General features: G+C 38.1%; 13 protein-coding genes, 1 tRNA gene, 1 other RNA gene and 1 CRISPR repeat array. Of the genes, 6 read left to right on the forward strand and 9 right to left on the reverse strand.

Annotated elements, in window-relative coordinates; genetic code table 11:
- Positions 1 to 290: 290 nt before the first annotated feature.
- Complete coding sequence (locus tag K4L44_09200; protein ID QZE12766.1) at positions 291 to 2,369, reverse strand: heparinase II/III family protein; 2,079 nt, start codon at positions 2,367 to 2,369, stop codon at positions 291 to 293.
- A 168-nt stretch (positions 2,370 to 2,537) separates the two neighbouring features.
- Here K4L44_09200 and K4L44_09205 point away from each other — a divergent pair, with 168 nt between their 5' ends.
- The gene (locus K4L44_09205; protein QZE12767.1) at positions 2,538 to 2,876 is read left to right on the forward strand and encodes a cupin domain-containing protein; all 339 of its coding nucleotides are present in this window, start codon (positions 2,538 to 2,540) and stop codon (positions 2,874 to 2,876) included.
- A 93-nt stretch (positions 2,877 to 2,969) separates the two neighbouring features.
- Here K4L44_09205 and K4L44_09210 read toward each other — a convergent pair whose 3' ends face one another.
- The 4 genes from K4L44_09210 to rpsF form a co-directional block, all read right to left on the reverse strand.
- Positions 2,970 to 4,040 (reverse strand): glycoside hydrolase family protein, encoded by a 1,071-nt coding sequence (locus K4L44_09210; GenBank protein QZE12768.1) that lies wholly within the window; start codon positions 4,038 to 4,040, stop codon positions 2,970 to 2,972.
- A 226-nt stretch (positions 4,041 to 4,266) separates the two neighbouring features.
- Entirely contained in the window at positions 4,267 to 4,713 is a 447-nt protein-coding gene (rplI, locus tag K4L44_09215) for a 50S ribosomal protein L9 (protein ID QZE12769.1), read from the reverse strand.
- A 19-nt stretch (positions 4,714 to 4,732) separates the two neighbouring features.
- Positions 4,733 to 5,002, reverse strand: a complete 270-nt coding sequence (rpsR, locus tag K4L44_09220; protein QZE12770.1) for a 30S ribosomal protein S18 — start codon at positions 5,000 to 5,002, stop codon at positions 4,733 to 4,735.
- A gap of 2 nt (positions 5,003 to 5,004) precedes the next feature.
- Complete coding sequence (gene rpsF, locus K4L44_09225) at positions 5,005 to 5,352, reverse strand: 30S ribosomal protein S6 (GenBank protein ID QZE12771.1); 348 nt, start codon at positions 5,350 to 5,352, stop codon at positions 5,005 to 5,007.
- A gap of 260 nt (positions 5,353 to 5,612) precedes the next feature.
- Between rpsF and K4L44_09230 the strand changes: the two genes are divergently transcribed.
- From K4L44_09230 to ffh, 3 genes are all read left to right on the forward strand, one after another.
- Entirely contained in the window at positions 5,613 to 6,956 is a 1,344-nt protein-coding gene (locus K4L44_09230; GenBank protein QZE12772.1) for an MATE family efflux transporter, read from the forward strand.
- Between the two features lie 177 nt (positions 6,957 to 7,133).
- The gene (cysQ, locus tag K4L44_09235; GenBank protein QZE12773.1) at positions 7,134 to 7,949 is read left to right on the forward strand and encodes a 3'(2'),5'-bisphosphate nucleotidase CysQ; all 816 of its coding nucleotides are present in this window, start codon (positions 7,134 to 7,136) and stop codon (positions 7,947 to 7,949) included.
- A gap of 104 nt (positions 7,950 to 8,053) precedes the next feature.
- Positions 8,054 to 9,391 carry a signal recognition particle protein gene (gene ffh, locus K4L44_09240; GenBank protein QZE12774.1) on the forward strand — a complete coding sequence of 446 codons (1,338 nt, stop codon included), beginning with the start codon at positions 8,054 to 8,056 and terminating at the stop codon, positions 9,389 to 9,391.
- Between the two features lie 1,276 nt (positions 9,392 to 10,667).
- On the opposite strand, the gene K4L44_09245 is transcribed toward ffh, so the two are convergent.
- From K4L44_09245 to K4L44_09255, 3 genes are all read right to left on the reverse strand, one after another.
- Entirely contained in the window at positions 10,668 to 13,004 is a 2,337-nt protein-coding gene (locus K4L44_09245) for an outer membrane beta-barrel protein (protein ID QZE12775.1), read from the reverse strand.
- Positions 13,005 to 13,266: 262 nt separating this feature from the next.
- The gene (locus K4L44_09250) at positions 13,267 to 14,574 is read right to left on the reverse strand and encodes an McrC family protein (protein QZE12776.1); all 1,308 of its coding nucleotides are present in this window, start codon (positions 14,572 to 14,574) and stop codon (positions 13,267 to 13,269) included.
- On the reverse strand, positions 14,564 to 16,201 hold the full coding sequence (locus K4L44_09255) for an AAA family ATPase (GenBank protein ID QZE12777.1): 1,638 nt from the start codon (positions 16,199 to 16,201) through the stop codon (positions 14,564 to 14,566). The genes K4L44_09250 and K4L44_09255 overlap by 11 nt, the downstream gene beginning before the upstream one ends.
- A 1,924-nt stretch (positions 16,202 to 18,125) precedes the next feature.
- A CRISPR array of direct repeats spans positions 18,126 to 19,588; the repeat unit is 37 nt; unit sequence GTCTTAATCCTACTCTCGCTGGAACATACTCTCTGAC.
- 646 nt (positions 19,589 to 20,234) lie between these two features.
- Between K4L44_09255 and ffs the strand changes: the two genes are divergently transcribed.
- Positions 20,235 to 20,334, forward strand: an RNA gene (ffs, locus tag K4L44_09260) — signal recognition particle sRNA small type.
- Between the two features lies 1 nt (position 20,335).
- Positions 20,336 to 20,409 (forward strand) — tRNA-Thr (locus tag K4L44_09265).
- Between the two features lie 66 nt (positions 20,410 to 20,475).
- Here the strand turns inward: K4L44_09265 and ovoA are convergent.
- Positions 20,476 to 22,473, reverse strand: a complete 1,998-nt coding sequence (ovoA, locus tag K4L44_09270) for a 5-histidylcysteine sulfoxide synthase (protein ID QZE12778.1) — start codon at positions 22,471 to 22,473, stop codon at positions 20,476 to 20,478.
- Between the last annotated feature and the right edge of the window lie 155 nt (positions 22,474 to 22,628).

Raw genomic sequence — 22,628 nt, forward strand, 5'->3', positions numbered from 1 at the left:
CAAATAAATAGATACATGTTTATATAGAAAGTATTAATCCATTCTAAATTGTTTAAATAATTATCATCAAATATAGAATCACAACAAAGCCTAGCCCAAAGACATAATGTATAAAAAAATAGATAGTCTAGTTCAGTACAGAACAATGCAAAATATAAGGCTTCATTAAAGACAAAAAAGGCATTGAATACAGAGTTATCTCACATCTCAATGCCTTTCTAAAATATTTTCCAAGTAAAACAGTTCAATCAATCTCTTCTACTCGGAAAATAGACCTACCATACGACCTATCAAAACTCACAAAGTAGATACTTATTATACGCTGTTCCTACCTTCCAAAGAGCCACTTTAGCATCTACAAATCGTTCTCCCACCTTAAAGAAATGAGTCATTGGGGCAGGAACATTTTGCTGAACAAAAAGAACATAACGGCAACCGTCATAGATAAACTCGAAAGCTTCTGCTACACTTTTCTCGACCTCTCCTCCGGTACGAGTCGTCACACGAACAGAATGCAATATAGGTGTTCCTCTCTCGGGGTCATAAATAAGAGTCTTTAACGAGACCAATTCACTTCCTTCACACTTAGTAATATAACGAGATGCTGGCTTCTTTTTATTATACTCCTCAGAATATTCTGAGACCTCACGAGAAAGACGAACCTTCGAATCAAAACGAACATGGATGTTATGATCTGGATAGGTGGTTCTTAGCACCTCTCCTTCGACGCGCTGTTTGTTGTTCAAAAAGTTAAAATATTGATTAAATTGATGAACCTTTTTAGAGTGAAAATTATCCATTACCACCCACAGTGAAGGCTTAATATAAAGCATCGAACGCTTCATTTGAACCGGATCATCAAGACGACTGTAAGCAGTGTTATTTGCCTCTGCCCAAACACCCCAAGAGGCAATCTTCACGTGTTGGTAATCCGAAGATGGCTCCCAACTATTACTCCAACTAGAGGTATAAACTGCATTATCCAAACCATCTACCCCAATTGTATTATGAGCTTTACTAGATTTAAAATATGCTCTTTCTGGTTTGTCCAAATAGGTATATCGACCTGAATCTATTAAATAATCTCGTCCATGACCAAAAACAGTAAAATGCAATAGATCATCATGCCCATGACCACAGTATAAGTTTTTCAAGTGAAAACTTCCATAAAAAGAACTACTACTCCAACCATCTCTCATATAGAGGTCTCCTGACACCTGCTGATACACCGATGTATATTTTGGATCACTTCCTTTCCACCTCTTACTCTTCTTTAAAGTACGACGATCTAAATCAAAATAGCTTTCATAATCTATCCCACTAAAATTCATACGTTTTACTAAGACTGGGTCTTTCGTTGAAATGGCTGATTTAACCCACATATGACCAAGATCAGTATCATCACTATCCCCAAACAGAGGTTGATTACCATTAGGTTTCATCCATTGGACATTTGCCAATGCCATTTTATGAGTAATATCTCTCACTTGATTTGGCAACTCCACCTTAAATCTATCAGCCAAAAAGACCAAACCAGACAAACAGTGAAGTACCTCATTGTGATACATAGGAGATTTCTCCCACTGAACACCATCTGTCCCAATCTGCAAAAAAGCAGATCGATTTAAGCGATCAATTGCATGCTTTTGCCATTGTACTGCCTCAGGACTATCGTGAAAAAAAAGAGACAAACAAAAGAGACCATAATTCTCTAATATACCCCAATTACTAGTCTTTGAAAAATAGTTATAACTCTCATCTAGAAATGCACCATGTGCTTTCAATGATTTTTTAAAAAGAGCAACAAATTCGGGTGTCAGTGCTTTTGATCCCTGCATAAACTCATAAGTACGAATCCAATTCTCACAACGTATACCAACCTCGATACGTCGCCAAGCATTGGCTAAGCCAGACTGCTCCTCTCTACGATTCTTCTTAATCCAATCCGTACAATCTTGAACCCATTTCTCTGCATACTTCTCATCTCCAGTAAGCCAATATGCCCTACCCAAGTCGATCCAAAACTTATGACGATTCAACATATAGCACCACTCAGGATCTCCATTCGGCATGGCTAGCCAATCAATTGAACCCTTAAATTGGTGAACAGTATGAGTCTTTTCCATATCCCAATCATATCGAAAAAGATAAGTTTGATTCAACACCTCATCTGCCACTTTTAATGTTTGAGACACACCATCAGGATAACACGCTTTCACCTCATCCCTATCAGAAATAGAATGCTTTAAAAATAATACCCTATCTATCCTTTTAGGGTTCTTGGCAAATAAAGGTGCCAAAATACCACTAAAAAAACATACAGAAACAGCAAATACTATTCGACGCATTCTTCTATTTAACTCAGTCATCTTGATTATTGATTTTGTAAGTGGGATGAATATAATAAATATGAAACAAATAGAAATCCATCTGATTCTAAACATTATTTAGACTAAAAAAGAATAAAGTGTAACAAATGTGACACTAAGAATAGAAATATATTCCCCATCTTTGTTGTATCACTAAAATAAAACAAGATGAAAATCGTAAATATCAATACCCTACATCCCAAAGAGGGAAATAAACCCAATGTAGAACTCCTACTCAACACAGGAACTCTTAAAGAGATACAGATATCCTTTACCAAAGGACAGGTGATGGCAGAACATACTGCTCCTGGGGCAATCATTGTAATGGTATACAGAGGAGAAATTCTTTTTGGTATTGGAGAAGAGAAACATACCCTAAAAGAGGGAGACATGATCTCATTAGATGCTAAAGTACCACACGATTTATTAGCATTAGAGGATAGCATTGTTCGTTTAACCCTTTCTCCTAAGGATGATTTCTCTAGAGTTCAAATGCTAACAAAATAGCACCATATAGTATAAAAAAAAGGGCTATAGAAACCATGAATACAGTATACTATAGCCCTTTTACTAAATATTGAATCCTATTTATATAAAATTCTACTCCTCATTGTACCTCAATGGAATCGTTACAATATAAGAGCGATCCCCAACAAACACAGAAGTTAAAAGTGTTTTAGGAGTGCTTCCTTCTACATACACAAAAGGACGTTCCATTCTTCTTGGAATATCAGGAGCACCATGCGATTTAATATCATCTTTCTTCAACACAACCTCATATTTTGATTTCTGCCAATCCAAACCATTATCAGAAACAACCAGCCCCAAATAGGTATGGGCATGAAATATTCCATAAAACAACGATCTCTTTACATCATACCAAAGCGACATATCTTCCGTATCTTGATTATCGATCACGGGGTTCTTTTGCATTACAAAAGGACCTGCAGGAGACTCTGACACTGCAATGGCTTGATTTCTAACAAAATTCTTATCATTTGGCTTATCCCCTTTTACAATAAGATAATATTTCCCATCAGCTCCTCGTGATATTGCAGGATTCACCGTAAGTGTAGAAATCGGACCAGACGGCTCTATTAATGGCTTATCTTGACGAACCCATGGTTCACTCAGGCTTGTAGCAACCGCCACACCAGTTCTTTGATTCACACGCAACGTATTTCGAAGCGCACAAGTACTAGTACTCTTTCCATTCGTTGCTCTTAACATCTTCATATTATAATCAACATTCGGAGCATTGGTTGAAATATAATAGAGATAATATTTCCCCTCAAAATACTTTATCTTTGGGTTATGAACTGTCACCGCATCCCAATACCCTTTTCCTCTCCCATTCAATACAGTCTCTTGGTAGACCCACGGTCCAGATGGAGAGTCTGATACTGCATGAGCCACCTCCGATTCAACAAGCCATCCATAAAAATTATTTGGCCATCTAGAATAAAAAAGATGATAACGATTGTCCTCTCCTTTTATAATCGATCCACCCCAATTAAAATAACCCTTCGTGACCAATAGGTTCTTTTTCTTAATCTTACCGATACAAACATTTAGATTTAAGTCATCAGAGGGCAATTGTTTTGCCTGGGTAACACCGACAGAAAAGATAAAAACGATCAAAAAAGAGATGATCCAATTAAAGTGTCTCATTTTAGTTTAGATTTAGTATAAGCACCAAAATACTCATTTTTAAATCAAAAACCACAAATATGAGACCAAACATAAAGATTTATAAAGAAAACAGAATGAGAGAAAAACTCAAAGATAAGGCACAAAAAAAGTGGTTCGGGACGAATCGAACCACTTTTTATATGTTGTTTAAAATCTTTAAAGACTATTCAGGAATTGGTTTAACAATCCTTTATGAGCAAATAAATTACTCAGAAATCACTTCAAAAGAAAAATCTACTACTACCTCACGGTGAAGTTTGATTTTTGCAGTATGAGATCCAATTCCTTTAATTGAATCCTCTTTGATAGTGATTTGCTTACGTTCGATATCGAACCCTTGAGCTTTAAGAGCCTCAGCAATTTGGATGTTGTTTACCGAACCAAAAATCTTACCTGTAGATGAAGTCTTCGCTCCAATAGTTACTTTAAGATCTGCTAGTTTCGCTGCAACTTGTGATGCCTCTTCTTTCAATTTAGCTTCTTTGTGAGCACGCTGACGTTGGTTTTCTGCCAACACCTTCTTTGCCGACTCGGTAGCCAAAATTGCTATACCTTGAGGAATCAAGAAATTACGAGCATACCCATCTTTTACAGTTACGATGTCATCTTTGCCACCCAAACGAGCAACATCTTGTTTCAAAATAATTTCCATCTTTTCTCCTTTGTTTTGATTATTTCAACAAATCAGTTACATAAGGCAACAAAGCGATTTGACGCGCACGTTTGATAGCCTGAGACACCTTACGTTGGTACTTCAACGATGTTCCTGTAATACGACGAGGAAGAATTTTACCTTGCTCGTTCAAAAACTTCTTAAGAAACTCTGGATCTTTGTAATCTACATACTTGATACCATTCTTCTTGAAGCGACAGTATTTTTTCTTTTTGATCTCAACTGTTGGAGGAGTCAAATATCTAATTTCGCTACTATTCTGTGCCATGATTAGTTCTCCTTTTCTGCTTTAAATTTGTTACGACGTTTCTCACTGTACTGTGCTGCATACTTCTCTAGTTTCACTGTCATGAAACGTAGAACGCGCTCGTCACGTTTGAATTCTGTTTCAAATTTTGCAAGGAAACTTGGGTCTGCCTTGAACTCAAAAAGATGATAAAATCCTGTAGACTTCTTCTGAATTGGGTAAGCCAATTTCTTAAGTCCCCAGTTCTCTTCGTGAATCATCTCGCCGCCGTTATCGACAACAAGTGCACGAAATTTATCTACCGCTTCCTTTATCTGACCTTCAGATAAAACGGGAGTAGCAATGAAAACGGTTTCGTACTGGTTAAACATGATATAATAAACTTTAAATGAATATTAAAAACTGCCCACCTTCGTGAACAGCGCCGCAAATATAACACCTTTAACCCTACTCACAAACAATGAATCAAAATTTTTATCAAAAAAACTTCCTTTTACCAAAAAAAAGCCCCTAAATTTGCCGCAGGTTTTCTTTCAATAAGAAAAACCTCTGGCATATTCCACAGAACATATGTTTCGATGCATCAAAAAATCACACCAGCATTGAAATCTATTACGTTTTATTTAAATTGATGAACTCAACTCAAGAGAATTTCAAAAGAATTACTACTCTCGCCATTCCTCTTATTTTTTCTCAAGTCGGTCAAGTTGTTGTTACCCTTGCCGACAATGCAATGATAGGACACGTTGGAAAAGAGTATCTAGCCGCATCCTCTTTCGCAAACAGTATTTTTATTGTGATTATGATGCTCGGCATGGGAATTACATTCGGACTTACCCCACTTGTGGGAAAAGCATTCGGTCAAAAAGACTACCCCAAGATCCAAGCACTATTCCACAATTCAATCTTTCTGAACACCGTCTGTTCCATTTTTTTAATTCTTATAGGGTGGTTTGTAGGAAACCTTATGCCATTTATGGGACAGACAGATCGTGTTGTAGAGCTCGCACAACCCTACTACTTTATCATCCTAATCTCGCTTCTTCCAATGAACTATTTCTTTACCTTCAAACAGTTGGCAGAGGGATTAGAAAACACAAAAATAGCAATGGTTATAACTGTTGCAGGTAACTTAATGAATATTGTCGGAAACTATATCCTTATATATGGTAAATTTGGGGCACCACAAATGATGCTTAATGGAGCAGGACTATCCACTCTCATCTCGAGAATAGCTATGATGATTGCATTTGTTTTGGTATTCCGAAAAAATAGCCTTTTTGAGGGCTACACACTTCGATTTAAGCTTAAAGAGGTGAAAAGATCCATACAAGGGAAGCTATTTAGTATCGGTAGTGCCATAGGACTACAGATGCTTGTAGAAGGACTTATATTCAGCTTGGCATCTATTATGATGGGATGGATTGGTGAACTACAACTTGCAGCACATCAAATTGCAATGAGCCTATCCTATTTCACCTTTATGATCTCCAATGGTATTGCACAAGCGACAACCATTAGAATAAGTACTTTAAATGGAAGAAAAGAGTATGTCAAGCTACAATCAGCTGTTCGCGTTTCTGTAGTGATTACGCTTATCTATTCCACAATTGCATGTATGGTATTCTTCTTAATACCAGATACACTCGTCTCGATATTCACCTCCGAAGATAGTGTTATCACTGCTGCTGCAACCCTATTAGGTATGGCCGCAATATATCAAATATTTGATGGAATGCAGGTGCTAGGACTAGGAGTCCTAAGAGGATTTGCCGACGTAAAAGTACCAATGATATATGCTGCCACCTCTTATCTTTTAATTGGATTGCCACTAGCTTATGCAGCTGCATTTATTTTCAAACTAGACGCCATTGGCATTTGGTCAGGAATCATAGCAGGATTGGCATTTGCTGCTATATTATTTTGGGCTAGAGTAACACATCGATTAAAAAATCTACACACAAAAAACATTTAGTATTTACAACAACATCTACTACAAATTCACCTTACATATTTATGTTGTAAAATAAACACTTCTTCTCTTTAATCTTCCATTTACTATTGTAGTTTTGCCATGGAAATTAAAGATTAGAAGTTGTGTGGTATATACCCACAACATGCTGATAACATAATCTAATAATTACATTAAATCATGACCGAAAACACCTTCTCGAGACGAATGACTCTACTCGCAATGCAAGCTGCATTAAGAGGAGGGAAGGAGATACATAAGATATATCGTAGAAACGACCTGGAGGTTGACTACAAAGAAGATCATTCCCCCGTCACCATCGCCGATAAAAAGGCTAGTGAGGTTATTTGCGACATTCTCTCACTAACCAACATCCCAGTCCTCAGTGAAGAGGAACAATTTCCTTCTTATCAAGAACGTAAAGATTGGGACTATCTATGGATCATCGACCCTTTAGATGGCACCAAAGAGTTTATCAAACGAAACAACGACTTTACTGTGAACATAGCCCTTGTTCATCGTGGTCGTCCAGTTTTAGGTATTATCTATATTCCCATAGCAGACATCCTCTACTACGGAAATATCGACGAAGGGGCCTATATGTGTAAAAATGCACACAAGATGGACCCTGAAGAGATTCTACAGAAAGCAATTTCAATACCAACAACAACACTTAGAGATAAGTATACTGTCGTGGGTAGTAAATCGCACATGAATGAGGATACACGCAAATTCTTTGATCAAGTGATCCAAGAAAGGGGAGAAGAAAACACCCAAATCATTCACTGTGGAAGCTCTATTAAAATGTGTATGGTAGCAGAAGGTAAAGCAGACATATACCCTCGCTGCAGCAACATTATGGAGTGGGATATTGCAGCTGGGCATGCCATCTGTGAAGCAGCTGGATGTATCGTGACTAAGTTTGATGGTTCTCCCTTAGAGTACAACAAAAAAGAGTTTAAACAACCGTGGTTTGTTGTCAAAAGAGAGGTGTAAACATAAGATATAAAGCGATCGATACATTTTGTCTTATTCCGAGACTTTTGTATCATTGTCTTTTTACTATCTTTGTGAATATAAAAAAACAGGGTATATAAAGAATGTTTGAAAGTCTTAACGAAAAATTAGAGAAATCTTTCAAGATCCTCAAGGGGCAAGGAAAGATTACCGAGATCAATATTGCAGAAACCTTAAAAGAGGTACGTCGATCACTACTTGATGCCGATGTTAACTTTAAAATTGCAAAAGATTTTACCAACAGGGTAAAAGAGAAAGCCCTTGGACAAGAAGTCCTTACTGCTGTGAAACCAGGTCAATTGATGGTGAAGATTGTTCACGATGAATTAGCTCAATTAATGGGTGGTGAAGCAGAAAATATTAACCTTCAAGGCGAACCAGCAATTATCTTAATGGCAGGTCTTCAAGGTTCGGGTAAAACTACTTTCTCTGGAAAACTAGCAAATAGATTAAAGCAAAAAGAGAAGAAAAATCCTCTTTTGGTAGCGTGTGATATCTATCGTCCTGCTGCGATCGACCAGTTAAAAGTGGTTGGTGAGCAGATTAATGTTCCTGTATACGCTGAACCTGAAAATAAAAATGCAGTTAAAATTGCGGAAGCAGCTATAAAACATGCAAAAGCGAATGGACATGATGTTGTGATTGTCGATACTGCAGGTCGTTTGGCTATCGACCAAGACATGATGGACGAAATTGCTGCTGTAAAAAAAGCAATTAACCCATCAGAGATCCTTTTCGTAGTCGATTCAATGACTGGGCAAGATGCGGTAAATACAGCCAAAGCATTTAACGATCTATTAAACTTCGACGGGGTTATCCTGACAAAGCTAGATGGTGATACTCGTGGTGGTGCTGCTCTTTCTATTCGTGAAGTTGTTCAAAAGCCTATTAAATTTGTAGGTACTGGAGAGAAAATGGAAGCCTTGGATGTATTCCACCCTTCTCGTATGGCAGACCGTATCTTAGGTATGGGAGATATCGTATCTCTTGTAGAGAAAGCCCAAGAACAGTTTGATGAGGAAGAAGCAAAGAGACTTCAAAAGAAGTTGGCTAAAGATCAATTTAGCTTCAACGACTTCTTAAAGCAGATCCAGCAGATCAAGAAGATGGGTAACATCAAAGACTTGGCTTCTATGATTCCAGGAGTAGGTAAAGCATTGAAAGATGTAGATATCGACGACGATGCATTCAAAGGTATCGAAGCAATAATTTACTCAATGACTCCTGCTGAACGTGAGGATCCTACACTTCTAAGTGGCTCACGTCGCCGCCGTATTGCTGATGGTTCAGGTACTTCAATACAAGAAGTAAACAGACTAATCAAGCAGTTTGGTGAAACTAGAAAGATGATGAAAATGATCTCTGGTGGAGGAAACATGAGAGGAATGATGGGTAAAATGAAAGGAATGAAGAGACGCTAGTCCTTAATCCTTATTACCTTTAAAAATATACAAAAGGCGTGTAATAATACACGCCTTTTCTTTTTCTTACCAAAGAGATGCCCTCAACACATGATATTGTATCCACTCCTAGCCCCTTTACTACAACCCTATCATGAAACTTCGATAAAATAGGTCATTGAACTTATCGAAATATAACAACCTAAAATCAATATAATCCTTCAACCTCTCAAAAGGCGCAATCTTAAACATAGATAGTAGACCCTAAACTTATCGAAGGGCATTGCGAATGCAGGAAGTCTCGAACAATCGCAAAGCGGGAGCTTCACTGCTCCCAGAAGTTGCAACAACATTCCTTGACGTCAACATCGATGCAACAACACATTGATGCAACAACACATTGATGCAACAACACATTGATGCAACAACACATTGATGCAACAACACATTGATGCAACAACACATTGATGCAACAACACATTGATGCAACAACACATTGATGCAACAACACATTGATGCAACAACACATTGATGCAACAACACATTGATGCAACAACACATTGATGCAACAACACATTGATGCAACAACACATTGATGCAACAACACATTGATGCAACAACACATTGATGCAACAACACATTGATGCAACAACACATTGATGCAACAACACATTGATGCAACAACACATTGATGCAACAACACATTGATGCAACAACACATTGATGCAACAACACATTGATGCAACAACACATTGATGCAACAACACATTGATGCAACAACACCTGGGAGATAGGAAGCTCCTGCTTCCGTTGGCTGCAACAGCACAAAATACCTTATAACCAACAACATCCACACACAGCAAGCAAAATATCACCCTATCAGAATCATGCTAATTCGTCGTGGTAGCTGCAAACCCATGTGTTTGCCCTAGTTCCAACAATATCATTACAACCCATACAAATACCACAACAAATTACCACCAAATCAGAACGTCCACAGACAATGAAACATCATGGCAAACACATGGGTTTGCAGCTACTATACAATAAATTGACACATCAACCCACAATATAAAAAACGATGATGATCAAAACATATGATGACAATCGCATATAACTATTGATTGTATTTCACATGTTCGACACATACTAGTATATGAAAATTCTACATGATCATATTTACGAAAATATTGTGATTGTATCCCTTTGACAAGCTATGGACACCTTGTCTATATTGCACGAAAAGAGAGTATATCGGCTCTAGCATCTATTAAAAACATTCAAAACACCAAACCTTTTATCTATTCAAAACTTCCCCTGTCTCATAATCTCTATTATACAATTCCTTATTCACATGAATCTGTTTTCCAAAAGAAAGTCGATATGAGAGATTGATCATCCACATCATCTGGTTATCCTTTATTAAAGTATAGTCGTGATATTTCACTAGATTCTTATCCACACTATCAGTCCATCGCTGCCAACCATCCTCAAAGATATAATGTAGAGAGCTACTCACAGAAAAGTCCTTGTACTTATATTCAAGTCTCACAAACGAATAGTTTCCTGCTTTGAATATATTTTCATCATTCAAACGATTGGCTGTTTTCGTATACTTTAGCATCGCAGTAAAACGATCGGTAAAATAAAAGGAAGAACATACACTATACCCAAAATCTCCATATCCCACACTATTCCCATTCATATAGTGATTGCGAGCATAGTTATAATCCAGTGCAAGCTCTACTTGTAATTTCTTTTTGAAAAAATAGGAAGAGGTACTAATGCTTGCATTGTACATATCGTAACGCTTCTCATTCGAAAGACTCTCCATAAGAATATCATCCACCTGCTTATAGGTCGTCAGAATTGGGTCGTTTGCAAAAGTATAACTCAATGAAGAGACAATGGTGTGATTCGACTGATGAAAGTAATTAGACAACTTCATATTCTGACGACAAAAAGGCGTGAGATCTGCATTCCCTTTTTTGGTATAATGGGTGTCGATATAGTAGATACTTTCATTCAGCTGATTTAAAGATGGATTGGATGTAATCGTTCCATACGATAAACTCAAAGTATTGTTTTTAGTTATCGGGCTTTTAATTCTAATATTCGGAATCAAAGTATTAAAATGATAGCTGTTATTCGTATTTTGATTCTCAAAACTACTCGAAGAGTAACCCATAGACAACTGTGTTTTTATCCATTTTGAACTATACAACAACTCCCCATACCCATACACCTTAGAAGTAAGCAACTTGTTTTCCGTCTTTCCAAAGCGATTATTAATATCTTGATCTGTCATCCCAAGCTTATAATGTCCACCAACATGAACAGCCACTTTATTGAATTGCCTTTGATATACCAATTCACTCAATAGTGACTTTCGTGCACTATTACTCTCCAAATAATCATAAAGAGTCGTCGTATTCTCTGCATCCAACGCCTTCTCATTAAGATCATAATCGGAGTTATTATCAAAAATATTCCCGACCACATTGAAAAGCAACTCTTGGTTTTTCGAAAAAGACTTCTGATAATAGAGATCCACCTTACCACTTCGCATCCTCATATTAGAGTTTTTCGTTCCAGTACCAGACTCTAAAGCAGAATTCATATTGCCCCTCACACCCCTCTCTAAAGAATATAATGACTCACTAAAACGATCTACGTAGCTGCCCTGAAAATCGAGGCTAAACGTATGTTTATCCTTCTTTATATTGCTCAGCCCAACAAATAGCGTATGATAATCATATCCAAAAGGACTCTCCTCCCCCTTTTCAGACTTCAAATATCTTTGATCGTTTGTAGGATATTCTAAGGTACTATTATCAATACGCTCCTTATAATTTCGCCTTTGATACTGATATCTTGTTTTTAACTGTGTCTGTTTTTTGTTGTACTTCGCAGAAACAATATAGTCTGATGTAGCGTGGGTTGTATTATCTCGAACATTTCCATATAGCTCCCCTCCGATAATGGCACTTTTGGTAATCACATTTACCACCTGCGAAATATTAGAATTAGCATACCTTGATGGAGGCATATCGAAATGCTCCACCTTTTGAATATCCTGTGGAGACAAGGTCAGAAGATCATCCTCCGTGGCATTTACTCCATTGATAAGGATCTTCACCTTCCCACCATCATTCGCCTCCAACTTTCGATTCAGTTCATTGAGACGGATGGTTGGTACCACCCTCATCAGTTCGAAGCCTGAGTTCGCACGTTTTATATCGGCTTCGTCTATTTGATAGACCACCCGATCTGCCTTTTGAACGAGAGAACTTCCTCGCACAGTCACCTCACCAATATTTTGCACCGAATTTTTTAAAACAATATGCAGAGGTTCATCCGTGTTCCCATTAAAAGTAGATTGGTAGTTCTCATATCCAATAGCAGAAACAATAAGGGATCCTTTTTTAAGATCCTTTGTTTCTAATATAAATTGCCCCTTTAGATCTGTTACGGTGCCATTTATAAAATGAGTAGAATCCAACTCCGACATCAAACGGATATTTACAAATGGAATCGCGTCCCCTTTGACATCACAAACAACGCCCGTTAGAGATTGTGCAGAAAGGCTCATGCAACTGAAAAGCAGAAGAAAATAGGTAATAGATAGTCTCATAGTTTAGGTTTAAATGGATCATTTCGTGATCTAGCTATAAAAGCTTCTCATCTTTTATGAAGCATAACGATTCACAAACATTTATCAAATATATAAAATTTATCATAAGACACCCGATAAAACCCTAGGCAGCAAAATATTAATAAAAAGTGTACAAGAAAAGATGTAAAAGAAAATTTATAAGAAACAGAGAGCAAAAAACAGGAAGTGTAACTATATTTTCACTAGCCCCTTATTTCTCACTCTCAGCTCTTAGTATATATTATATTTCAGGAAGCTTCACCCCCAATTTATAGATACCTCTATATGTGGATACAGGATTATTTCTTAAATCTATCTCCTTCATATTCTCCAATCCATCCTCTTGATCAGGGTAGATAATCAAACAATCAATAAGCCGATTATCATCGATATTCAACTCATGATACACCGAATTCAATCGAGCATAACCACTCACCTGTCGCGCATCCTCACTAGAGATACCCCCATCTTTATAATATGGTTTATACTTAGCATCTATCACCATCTTATGCGCTTCAGAATTCAACAAAAAATCTAACGCTAATCCATGTGTTTGAAACTGAAAAACAACCTTCACTCCAAATACTTTGCGAAGTTGATGCAGTACATGCAATTCAAAAACCTTACTCATATCAATCCAAAAAGGTGGAATCCTAATACAAGCACTCCAATTTTCTGCTTGCTGTATATTGTATCCAAAACGACGCAATATAAAGTGTGCCAAACTCAGGCCTCTCTCATACTCCTTATAAAATTTATTTCGCGTAGGATGTTTCATATCATGCAACGACACCTCATCCGAAACAGACATCAAAGCAGGGGTAATATAGTGAATGGTAGCTTGTAGTTGACTATACGATGCCACATTCATATAGTTCGAAAGGTAACGCTGTGCAAAAACAAAAGCCTTTTTCAACAGACGATTCTCCACACCATTCACTCCAAACTCTTCATAACTACAAGAGGTATATAGCGGTCTATTTCTCAAAATATTCCTTTTGATAGTCTCCCCTACCAACACCTTCCCTTTGATACGGCCATTTAAATTATGCGACACCCGATAGTAAGACTTCTTCAAACCCTTGCGCACGATCTCTCTCAATATCGACAAAAACTCAGCCACCATCAAAGGAGTAAGTAGGTCTTGTTTTTGAGTTATCTTGATCGGTGTTTCATCCCATTTAATATGAAAAAGTTCCTCCACCTCTTTATAAGCATCTGGAAACTCCATGGCATTAAAAACAATACCCAAGAAGTTGATCTCTCTCCCAAGACGATTAATTTTAGGATGAATCTGGATCGCACAATCATGCTTCTTCGAGACCCAGTCCACCCCAATAAAATAGGAGGTTTCCAACGCCCAATCATCGTCCTGTTTGGTAATCTTATAACAAGAGGCAGAAACATCTTTTCCCCTATGCCGTTTAGGAAACAATACTTCATACACAGGCTTCTCTAGCCCTTCCGCCTCCGCTTGTGATAACACTCTTTTTTTCGTAGTATATACATTCGATTCATGCTCTGTGCATGAGATAATATTATTCTCCATCCACATGCAATGCCTCTATTAGTTCCAAAGCAGTAGAGAGCAACACCCCATCCTTTACATATTCACGAAGAATTGGTTTAATCTCATACTCTAAACTCGAAGAGATTTCCTTAGACATAAAATAGCTATGCCCCAACTGAATCTCTTTATAATCGAAATCGGGAGACAGGTGTACTGAATTCTTCAAGCCCCCATTCTCTTCCATCACAAATAATTTGCTCACTTCATAGAACAGTTCTCTAGCAACTTCTTGAGAAATGATCTCCGAATTAGGTAACATATCAATAAACGCAAATCGTCTTCGGATTGCATAATCGATGTGCCCCACACTTCGATCCGCAGTATTCATTGTACCAATAATATAGAGGTTTTCAGGAAGCACCAATTTATGGTCCCCATCCAATGCATACATACTCTCTACAGCCTCTCCTCGATACTCTAAAGCATATATCAACTCTCCCAACACCGAAGGCAGATTTGCTCTATTGATCTCATCCACAATCAACACATAAGGCTTCACCTCCATCTTTGGTGTTGTAGAGACACTTTGGCGAGATAGTTGCTCTTGATACCTTTCACGAAAAACAACAGAGAGCTTATGAAAATAAGATGCATGTTCTATTCCAGTTCTCGAGATTCCTTCCACCTTACGCACCTCTTGTCGCGTGTAGGCATGATTCATTTCAATCTTAACCAAGTCATCTATTCTCATTCTTAGGGCATTCGGCCAATTCTCCCCTTTATAGTAAAAAGAGTTTTTCTCCACACGTACAATACCCACAGCATTTGAAATCATCATGGGACCATTTGCATCAATCTCCTCTTGAACCTTATCCGCAAAATCCATCAACAGCTCCAATACATACTGCTCTCTGCCTACCTGATCCAAGGGCAATTGAGACTGTGTCAAATTCGTATTCGCACGCTTGGCAAAAGAAGCCAGTATCTTATCTTTCGTCTCATATGCAATAACCCCATCGTGAGAGGTTGCCTCTATTCCTCGAACGAAATCCTCATAACTATAAGAGGGATGAAACTGCGTCAATTGAAATTGTTCAGAATCCTCCAACCTTCTTTTCTGTTCCTTCCTATCCAACGACACCTCTCCAAAAATAAGCTTTTCTGCCATATCCTTGGCTGAATATGTTTTTCCTGTTCCCGGAGGTCCTTGTAAAATAACTTGTTTCTTAAAAGTAAGGGTATCTATCAATTGTTTCATTTGCTCGCTCATTTCTATTTTTTTATACCATTCATCTACAAATTTCCACGATTGGCTCTGTTGGTTCACCAAACGCTGAAGGGTCCCTTGTGGTTGCGGAAACTTTTCATCCCCCTGAAACAGCTCCAAAACCTCCACTTTTCTAAAAATATTTTGTCGAAACTGTTGTCTCAAATTTTCATCTTCAAAAAGATCTGACACAACACGACAGAGCCCTATAATCGTATTTCCTTCGTGTACGCAAACGACATCCCCAATCTGTATGGCAGTCTTGAAGTTTTCACATTGAAAATTTTCCCACTCGGTGGTCCCTATCACAGGATTCGGAAGCATCAACATCTCAATCGAATCAATCGAATCCCCTTCTCTACCATTAGGTAGATGCATTTGCATATGCCAATATTGCATTTTATTGTTGTTTTATTGTTGTCCATAAAGAACACTCCTACATCAGACCTTGAACGAAAACATAGTAACCATCCCCCAAGACCTCATACAAAGAGAGATATCGTCTATAAATTAGGAGTATTTAGTAATCATTTTATATCTTAACATAGAGAACAACCATGAAAGGTCGCAAACAGTAATTGGCTTAAAAAGGAAGTCGTAACTTTAATACAGATCACATTAAAACGCCAAATCAATCAAAACGTACTCCATATAAAACCACTGTTGTTATGTTAATATTTACAATATATTAAAATTATACACTTTTAACAATATGGTCAACATAACGACAACAATACAATTAGAATAACGACGCATTAATATTGCAAGTATTGCACGAAGTTTCGTGCAATCACGAAGCAGGAGCTTCGAGGCTCCCAGAAGTTGCAACAACAATCCTTGACGTCAACACATTTGTTGCAACAACAATCTTTCGCTTCAACACATCGAAACATCAACTCCTGGGAGATAGGAAGCTCCTGCTTCCGTTGGTTGCAACAACACAATACACATAATAAATATTGCAACACAAATACCTTATAACCAATAACATCCACGCACACAACAAGCAAAATATCACCCTATCAAAACCATGCTAATTCGTCGTAGTAGCTGCAAACCCATGTGTTTGCCCTCATTGGGACAATACCGTTGCTACAATATCATTGCAAACCACATAAATATCACCTTCGAAATTACCACCAAATTAGAAGGATTACGAATATTGAAACAACATGGTTGACACATCATGGCAAACACATGGGTTTGCAGCTACCATACATCAAATGGACACAACTACATATGACACGTCATTATAAGAGGGGGGGGTATTGCTTTTACGAAAATTTGATGAAGTAAAGTTACCACTTACAGCTTTACTTTATGATTGGGGTAAAATAACGAAGAATATAAGATGCAAAGGATGTGCTACTCAAAGGACTGAGAATAAGATTACGAATAAACATCGCTTTGTTAAAACCCAGAAGGTCAATAAAACCCAACTTACACAACAGCATCAAAATAAAGCTTTTAAGGCACTTAGAAACACAAAAGCAAGGATTATACCCCAATGACTATTAAAACCACTCAGTCAATCTAAAAGGCAGATTTAATCCAACATTTACAAAACACCTGTTTGCTTTTTTGCTACAATACGATAAATACTATGGATATAAGAAATATTGCAAGTATCGTGCAATCACAATGCCCTTCGACAAGCTCAGGGACCACCTTCGACAAATTCTGAGAAATCATATCGATACACGATTGCTGAGCTTGTCGAAGCACAGAAAATCAAATGATCGTATTCTTTATAAGGTTTGTAACACAAAAAGTGGCCCCACAAGGGGAAACCCTACGAAACAACACATTGTAACATAAACAACTGACAATCATTACACCCACATCCAAATAACAAAACCATCACCACATCAAAACCATACAAATCAAACACAAAAACAGATACGATAAATATTGCACGAAGTCTCGTGCAATCACGAAGCAGGAGCTTCGCGGCTCCCAGAAGTTGCAACAACAATCCTTGACGTCAACACATTTGTTGCAACAACAATCCTTGACGTCAACACATTTGATGCAACAACAATCCTTGATGTCAACACATTTGATGCAACAACAATCCTTGACATCAACACATTTGATGCAACAACAATCCTTGACATCAACACATTTGATGCAACAACAATCTTTCGCTTCAACACATCGAAACATCAACTCCTGGGAGATAGGAAGCTCCTGCTTCCGTTGGTTGCAACAACACAATTAATACATCTGACACATAGAGTATTACTCAAAGTATTATGTAATATCAATGCCCTTCGACAAGTGGTCCCTGAGCTTGTCGAAGGGCTCAGGAACTACCTGTCGAAGCATTATCCGACTCTCGCTGGAACATACTCTCTGACAGACTGAGTACTTCTTCTCGAAGAGTGTTCAGTCGTCTTAATCCTACTCTCGCTGGAACATACTCTCTGACTTATATTAAGAATCCACCTGAATCTGTTCAACTGTCTTAATCCTACTCTCGCTGGAACATACTCTCTGACTAATAATTGAGACTATATCGGGCTTCAAAAGTGAGTCTTAATCCTACTCTCGCTGGAACATACTCTCTGACAAATCTAATAGTGTTAAATACAAAAGAGGTTTGTCTTAATCCTACTCTCGCTGGAACATACTCTCTGACAAACAAGATGCGCAACAACAGACGCAAACGATCAAGTCTTAATCCTACTCTCGCTGGAACATACTCTCTGACTTATTGATACGGTCGATTGGCTAGATCAAATTGTGTCTTAATCCTACTCTCGCTGGAACATACTCTCTGACGAGACATCAATGCAAGATCTGGTATTCCAAGACACGTCTTAATCCTACTCTCGCTGGAACATACTCTCTGACAGCTTCTGAAAAGAGCTCACGAGTTATTCAAGAAAGGTCTTAATCCTACTCTCGCTGGAACATACTCTCTGACTTTGTAGAAAGAATTACATCTTCAGATGATGATGTGTCTTAATCCTACTCTCGCTGGAACATACTCTCTGACAGGATGGTCGGAATCCGTAAGGACGATAACCTAGAAGTCTTAATCCTACTCTCGCTGGAACATACTCTCTGACCAATATGACTCATTGTATATGAAAATGTTAAACCAGTCTTAATCCTACTCTCGCTGGAACATACTCTCTGACTATTGGGATGCGATGTCAGAAAGCAAAAAGGGTCGTCTTAATCCTACTCTCGCTGGAACATACTCTCTGACACAGATATTGAGCCAATGGCTCGTCTATGCAGAGTCTTAATCCTACTCTCGCTGGAACATACTCTCTGACAGACATTATCGATTCACCTGAAAAAATAACTCTGTCTTAATCCTACTCTCGCTGGAACATACTCTCTGACCAGAACTAAAAGCTGAAGCTGTCAAAATAGACGGTCTTAATCCTACTCTCGCTGGAACATACTCTCTGACAAAGATTGTATTTTTAAAGGATGAAAATCCTGAGTCTTAATCCTACTCTCGCTGGAACATACTCTCTGACCTCTACTACTGAAAGCTAAGGAAGATATCAACGATGTCTTAATCCTACTCTCGCTGGAACATACTCTCTGACGGTTATTGCTTTCACAGCAAGTGTAATAGCCACAGTCTTAATCCTACTCTCGCTGGAACATACTCTCTGACCAGGGCAAGAAGGACCCTAGCAAAATGTATTACAAGTCTTAATCCTACTCTCGCTGGAACATACTCTCTGACAGGTTATAAAGCTATTCTCAAAATGACCCACACGTCTGTCTTAATCCTACTCTCGCTGGAACATACTCTCTGACAGATAGAAAATTAAAATGCTGACTATCAAGACTATTTTTTAGCAAAGGCATCAAAAACGGCCATTTCTTTACATATTTTAACACTCTTCTTAGAGCGAACAAAAGTAATAAATAAATCAACATTAAAAAGATGTTATATAGCAATATATTATGGTTTAATAGACAGCCATTATGAACACTCTATCATAAATTCAAATATATACAAATTTGTGAATATATAAAGCAATCTATCATAAAATTCAATTTAATATGATTTGGTTTCCTTTAGCTTACCCATATGTACTAAAAATTTGACCTATCAAAGCCCTACTTTGGTTACCCTTCAGATACCCTTCCGTTACCCTTTGGTTACTCTAGGAGTAAACAAAGGGTAACGAAACTATGCATAAAACGTAAAGGAAGGAGGGTTTTGGTAAGAAAGCGTCAGTGGTAGAAAAATAGGCAGGGAGCAATAGAGAAAAGAGGGTTTCTGAGGAAGCCTATAAGAGAGATGACATGGGGTGATATTTTTTTTATTTAAATCGAAACACTGGAGATTCTCATTTTCAAGAGGTTTAAATACGGAAGCCATTATATGGGAAAGAGGAAGTGAAAAAATGGTACATTTTTATTTGCAAGTAATCAAAATGGTATTACTTTTGTTCCCGGGTGAGTGCTACACGACATGCTCCTACTGAAACTCCCCAGGGTCGGAAGGCAGCAAGGATAGGTGGTTGTAGCAGTGCGATGTAGTTAGCTCGCCCACATGCCGAATTAGCTCAGTTGGCCAGAGCACGTGATTTGTAATCTCGGGGTCATCAGTTCGAATCTGATATTCGGCTCTCTTCACAAAAAAGGTTGTCTATACGTTAGACAACCTTTTTTTTGCTCTATATTATTTATTCTTTTTATTCGGATAATCGCCATATTGTGATAGGGTAATTCGTTTCACTTGTTGTTGCCCGAACAAACTCTAGGTTTATACATCTTTCTTGAATAGCAGAAACTGTTTTATGATAATCTTCATCCCCTTGATGAACCAAGACAATCCAACCAGAAGGATTCAAACGATCTGTCAACTGTTCCATGAGCGCTTCATAGGACACTTGCATATCGTAGTTTGAAACGACAATCAAATGGTAGTCATTGAAAAAAGGTTTCATATTCATAAAATCGATCTGAAAGAAAGCTCCATTTTTCGAATAATCAGGATCAAAATAATCTTCCAGAACCACTTCCTTAATCTGATCGTCGCAGAAAACAATTCGTCCATGCGTTTGCATGGCCACACCACATCCAATAAGTCGTGCAGTTCGGTCTGCTGCTTGTACATTGGTAAAGTGACGCATCAATTCGAAAGAAGATTTCCCTGTAGAACAACCTACATCTAACACTTTTTGTGCTTGGGGATCCTTGAATAGAGATGCTGCCAAATCAGCCAGATCTCGTTCCATATTTCTTGATGTATCAAACCACTCTAACGCTATTTTATCTATTACATCTCGGTCATAGATCATCTGCTGGCTATCGTTCTCTGTTTCGACTGTCCCCACGACATAACGAAATCCTGCATGCTGATAGAAGTGTCGACGGAAAGCATAACGTGCGTATCTAGTCGCTTCGTTTCCTGTAGAGATCCACGACCCCCCTTTAAATAGATTATGTTTTTGATCAAATGTAGGCACTGAAAAATCATCATATATTGGATGTACTTTAAAACCCTCATATCCATCTATTGGTGTTCGTGTCCATTGCCATACATTTCCGATGACATCATAGAAGTCAGAGAATTCAAAATGATTTATAGGGCAAGGAGATTGATACATATCCAAACCTATATTGGCAAAATCTCCCCCCATATCCATCACATCAGGAATGTTGCATTGTAGATAGAGTTTTTCCCACTCGGCTTCTGATGGGAGACGGTAATCAACTCCCTCTTTGGCACGTTTCCAACGACAGAAAGCTTCAGCTTCCAAGCAGTTGACCTCAACAGGCCAGTCCCATGGCATTTCGATCTCTTCAAAAAGAAGTCGTAGTCGCCATTTATTACTTTTCAAGGACCAAAAGCGAGGGCTAGTACAACGTGTATATAACACCCAATTCCACCCCTCTTCACTCCAATATTCTGCACTACTATATCCTCTATCCAGAACAAAAGCAAGGTATTCTGCATTAGAACACAGGTATTTGGATGCCTTAAAGTCCGACACCACCTCCTGTTTTGTTCCATATTCATTATCCCAACCATAAGTTGGATAGTCTGATGGTTTTCCTAAAGTCACCTCTCCTCCATTGACATCGAGCATACTATTCACCGGAGGGAAGCCACTAGTAGGAGCATTTCGCCAATAAGATATTGGAGAGAGATAGTCTAATGAGAGTTGTCGGATTAGGACCGAAGAGGTTTCAATATGAATACGAAGATGCTCTATTCCCATCAATATGATCCACATTTGGCTGTCCCATGTGATAGGAAGGGTGAAATTCATCGTTTGAATCTTTTCACGAACCAAGTCAAACACCTGCTTGCGATACTGTTTCACCTCCCCTATTGGAGGCCAATCGTAATGCTTAGAGTCTAGATCGTCCCAAGACATTTCGTCCACCCCTACAGCAAAGATCGATTCGAAGTTACGATTGAGTCTCTCTTCAATAATGCCTGCAGCAAAGAGTTTGTTGATAAAAAAACAGGCAGTATGCCCATAATAGAAGATCAAAGGATGTCGCAAAGGATCGGCCCTTTTGTAGAAACCAAGAGAGTCTGTAATACACGAGTACAGAGTCTCCTCAGAGATAATTGCTTGGTCTAAATAGGATAGTATATCTTCTCTTTTTTTTGTTATATCGCCCCCATCAAGAGTCACTGTTTTAAGAGCTCCTTGGGTGAGTAGGGATTTCATCATGACAAGTAAATTATGTTTGCTCCCTAATAGGACAACCGAAGCCTATTTTTGTTTCTTTTTTTGAAAAATTTTGTCTCTTTTTTTAATAAAATTATTTTGAAAAAGCATAAAAATAGCGTCATCTTTTCCAATCGAATCATAGAATCCGTATCCAG

This window comes from Prolixibacteraceae bacterium (assembly GCA_019720755.1).
GTDB lineage: Bacteria > Bacteroidota > Bacteroidia > Bacteroidales > Prolixibacteraceae > Halosquirtibacter > Halosquirtibacter laminarini.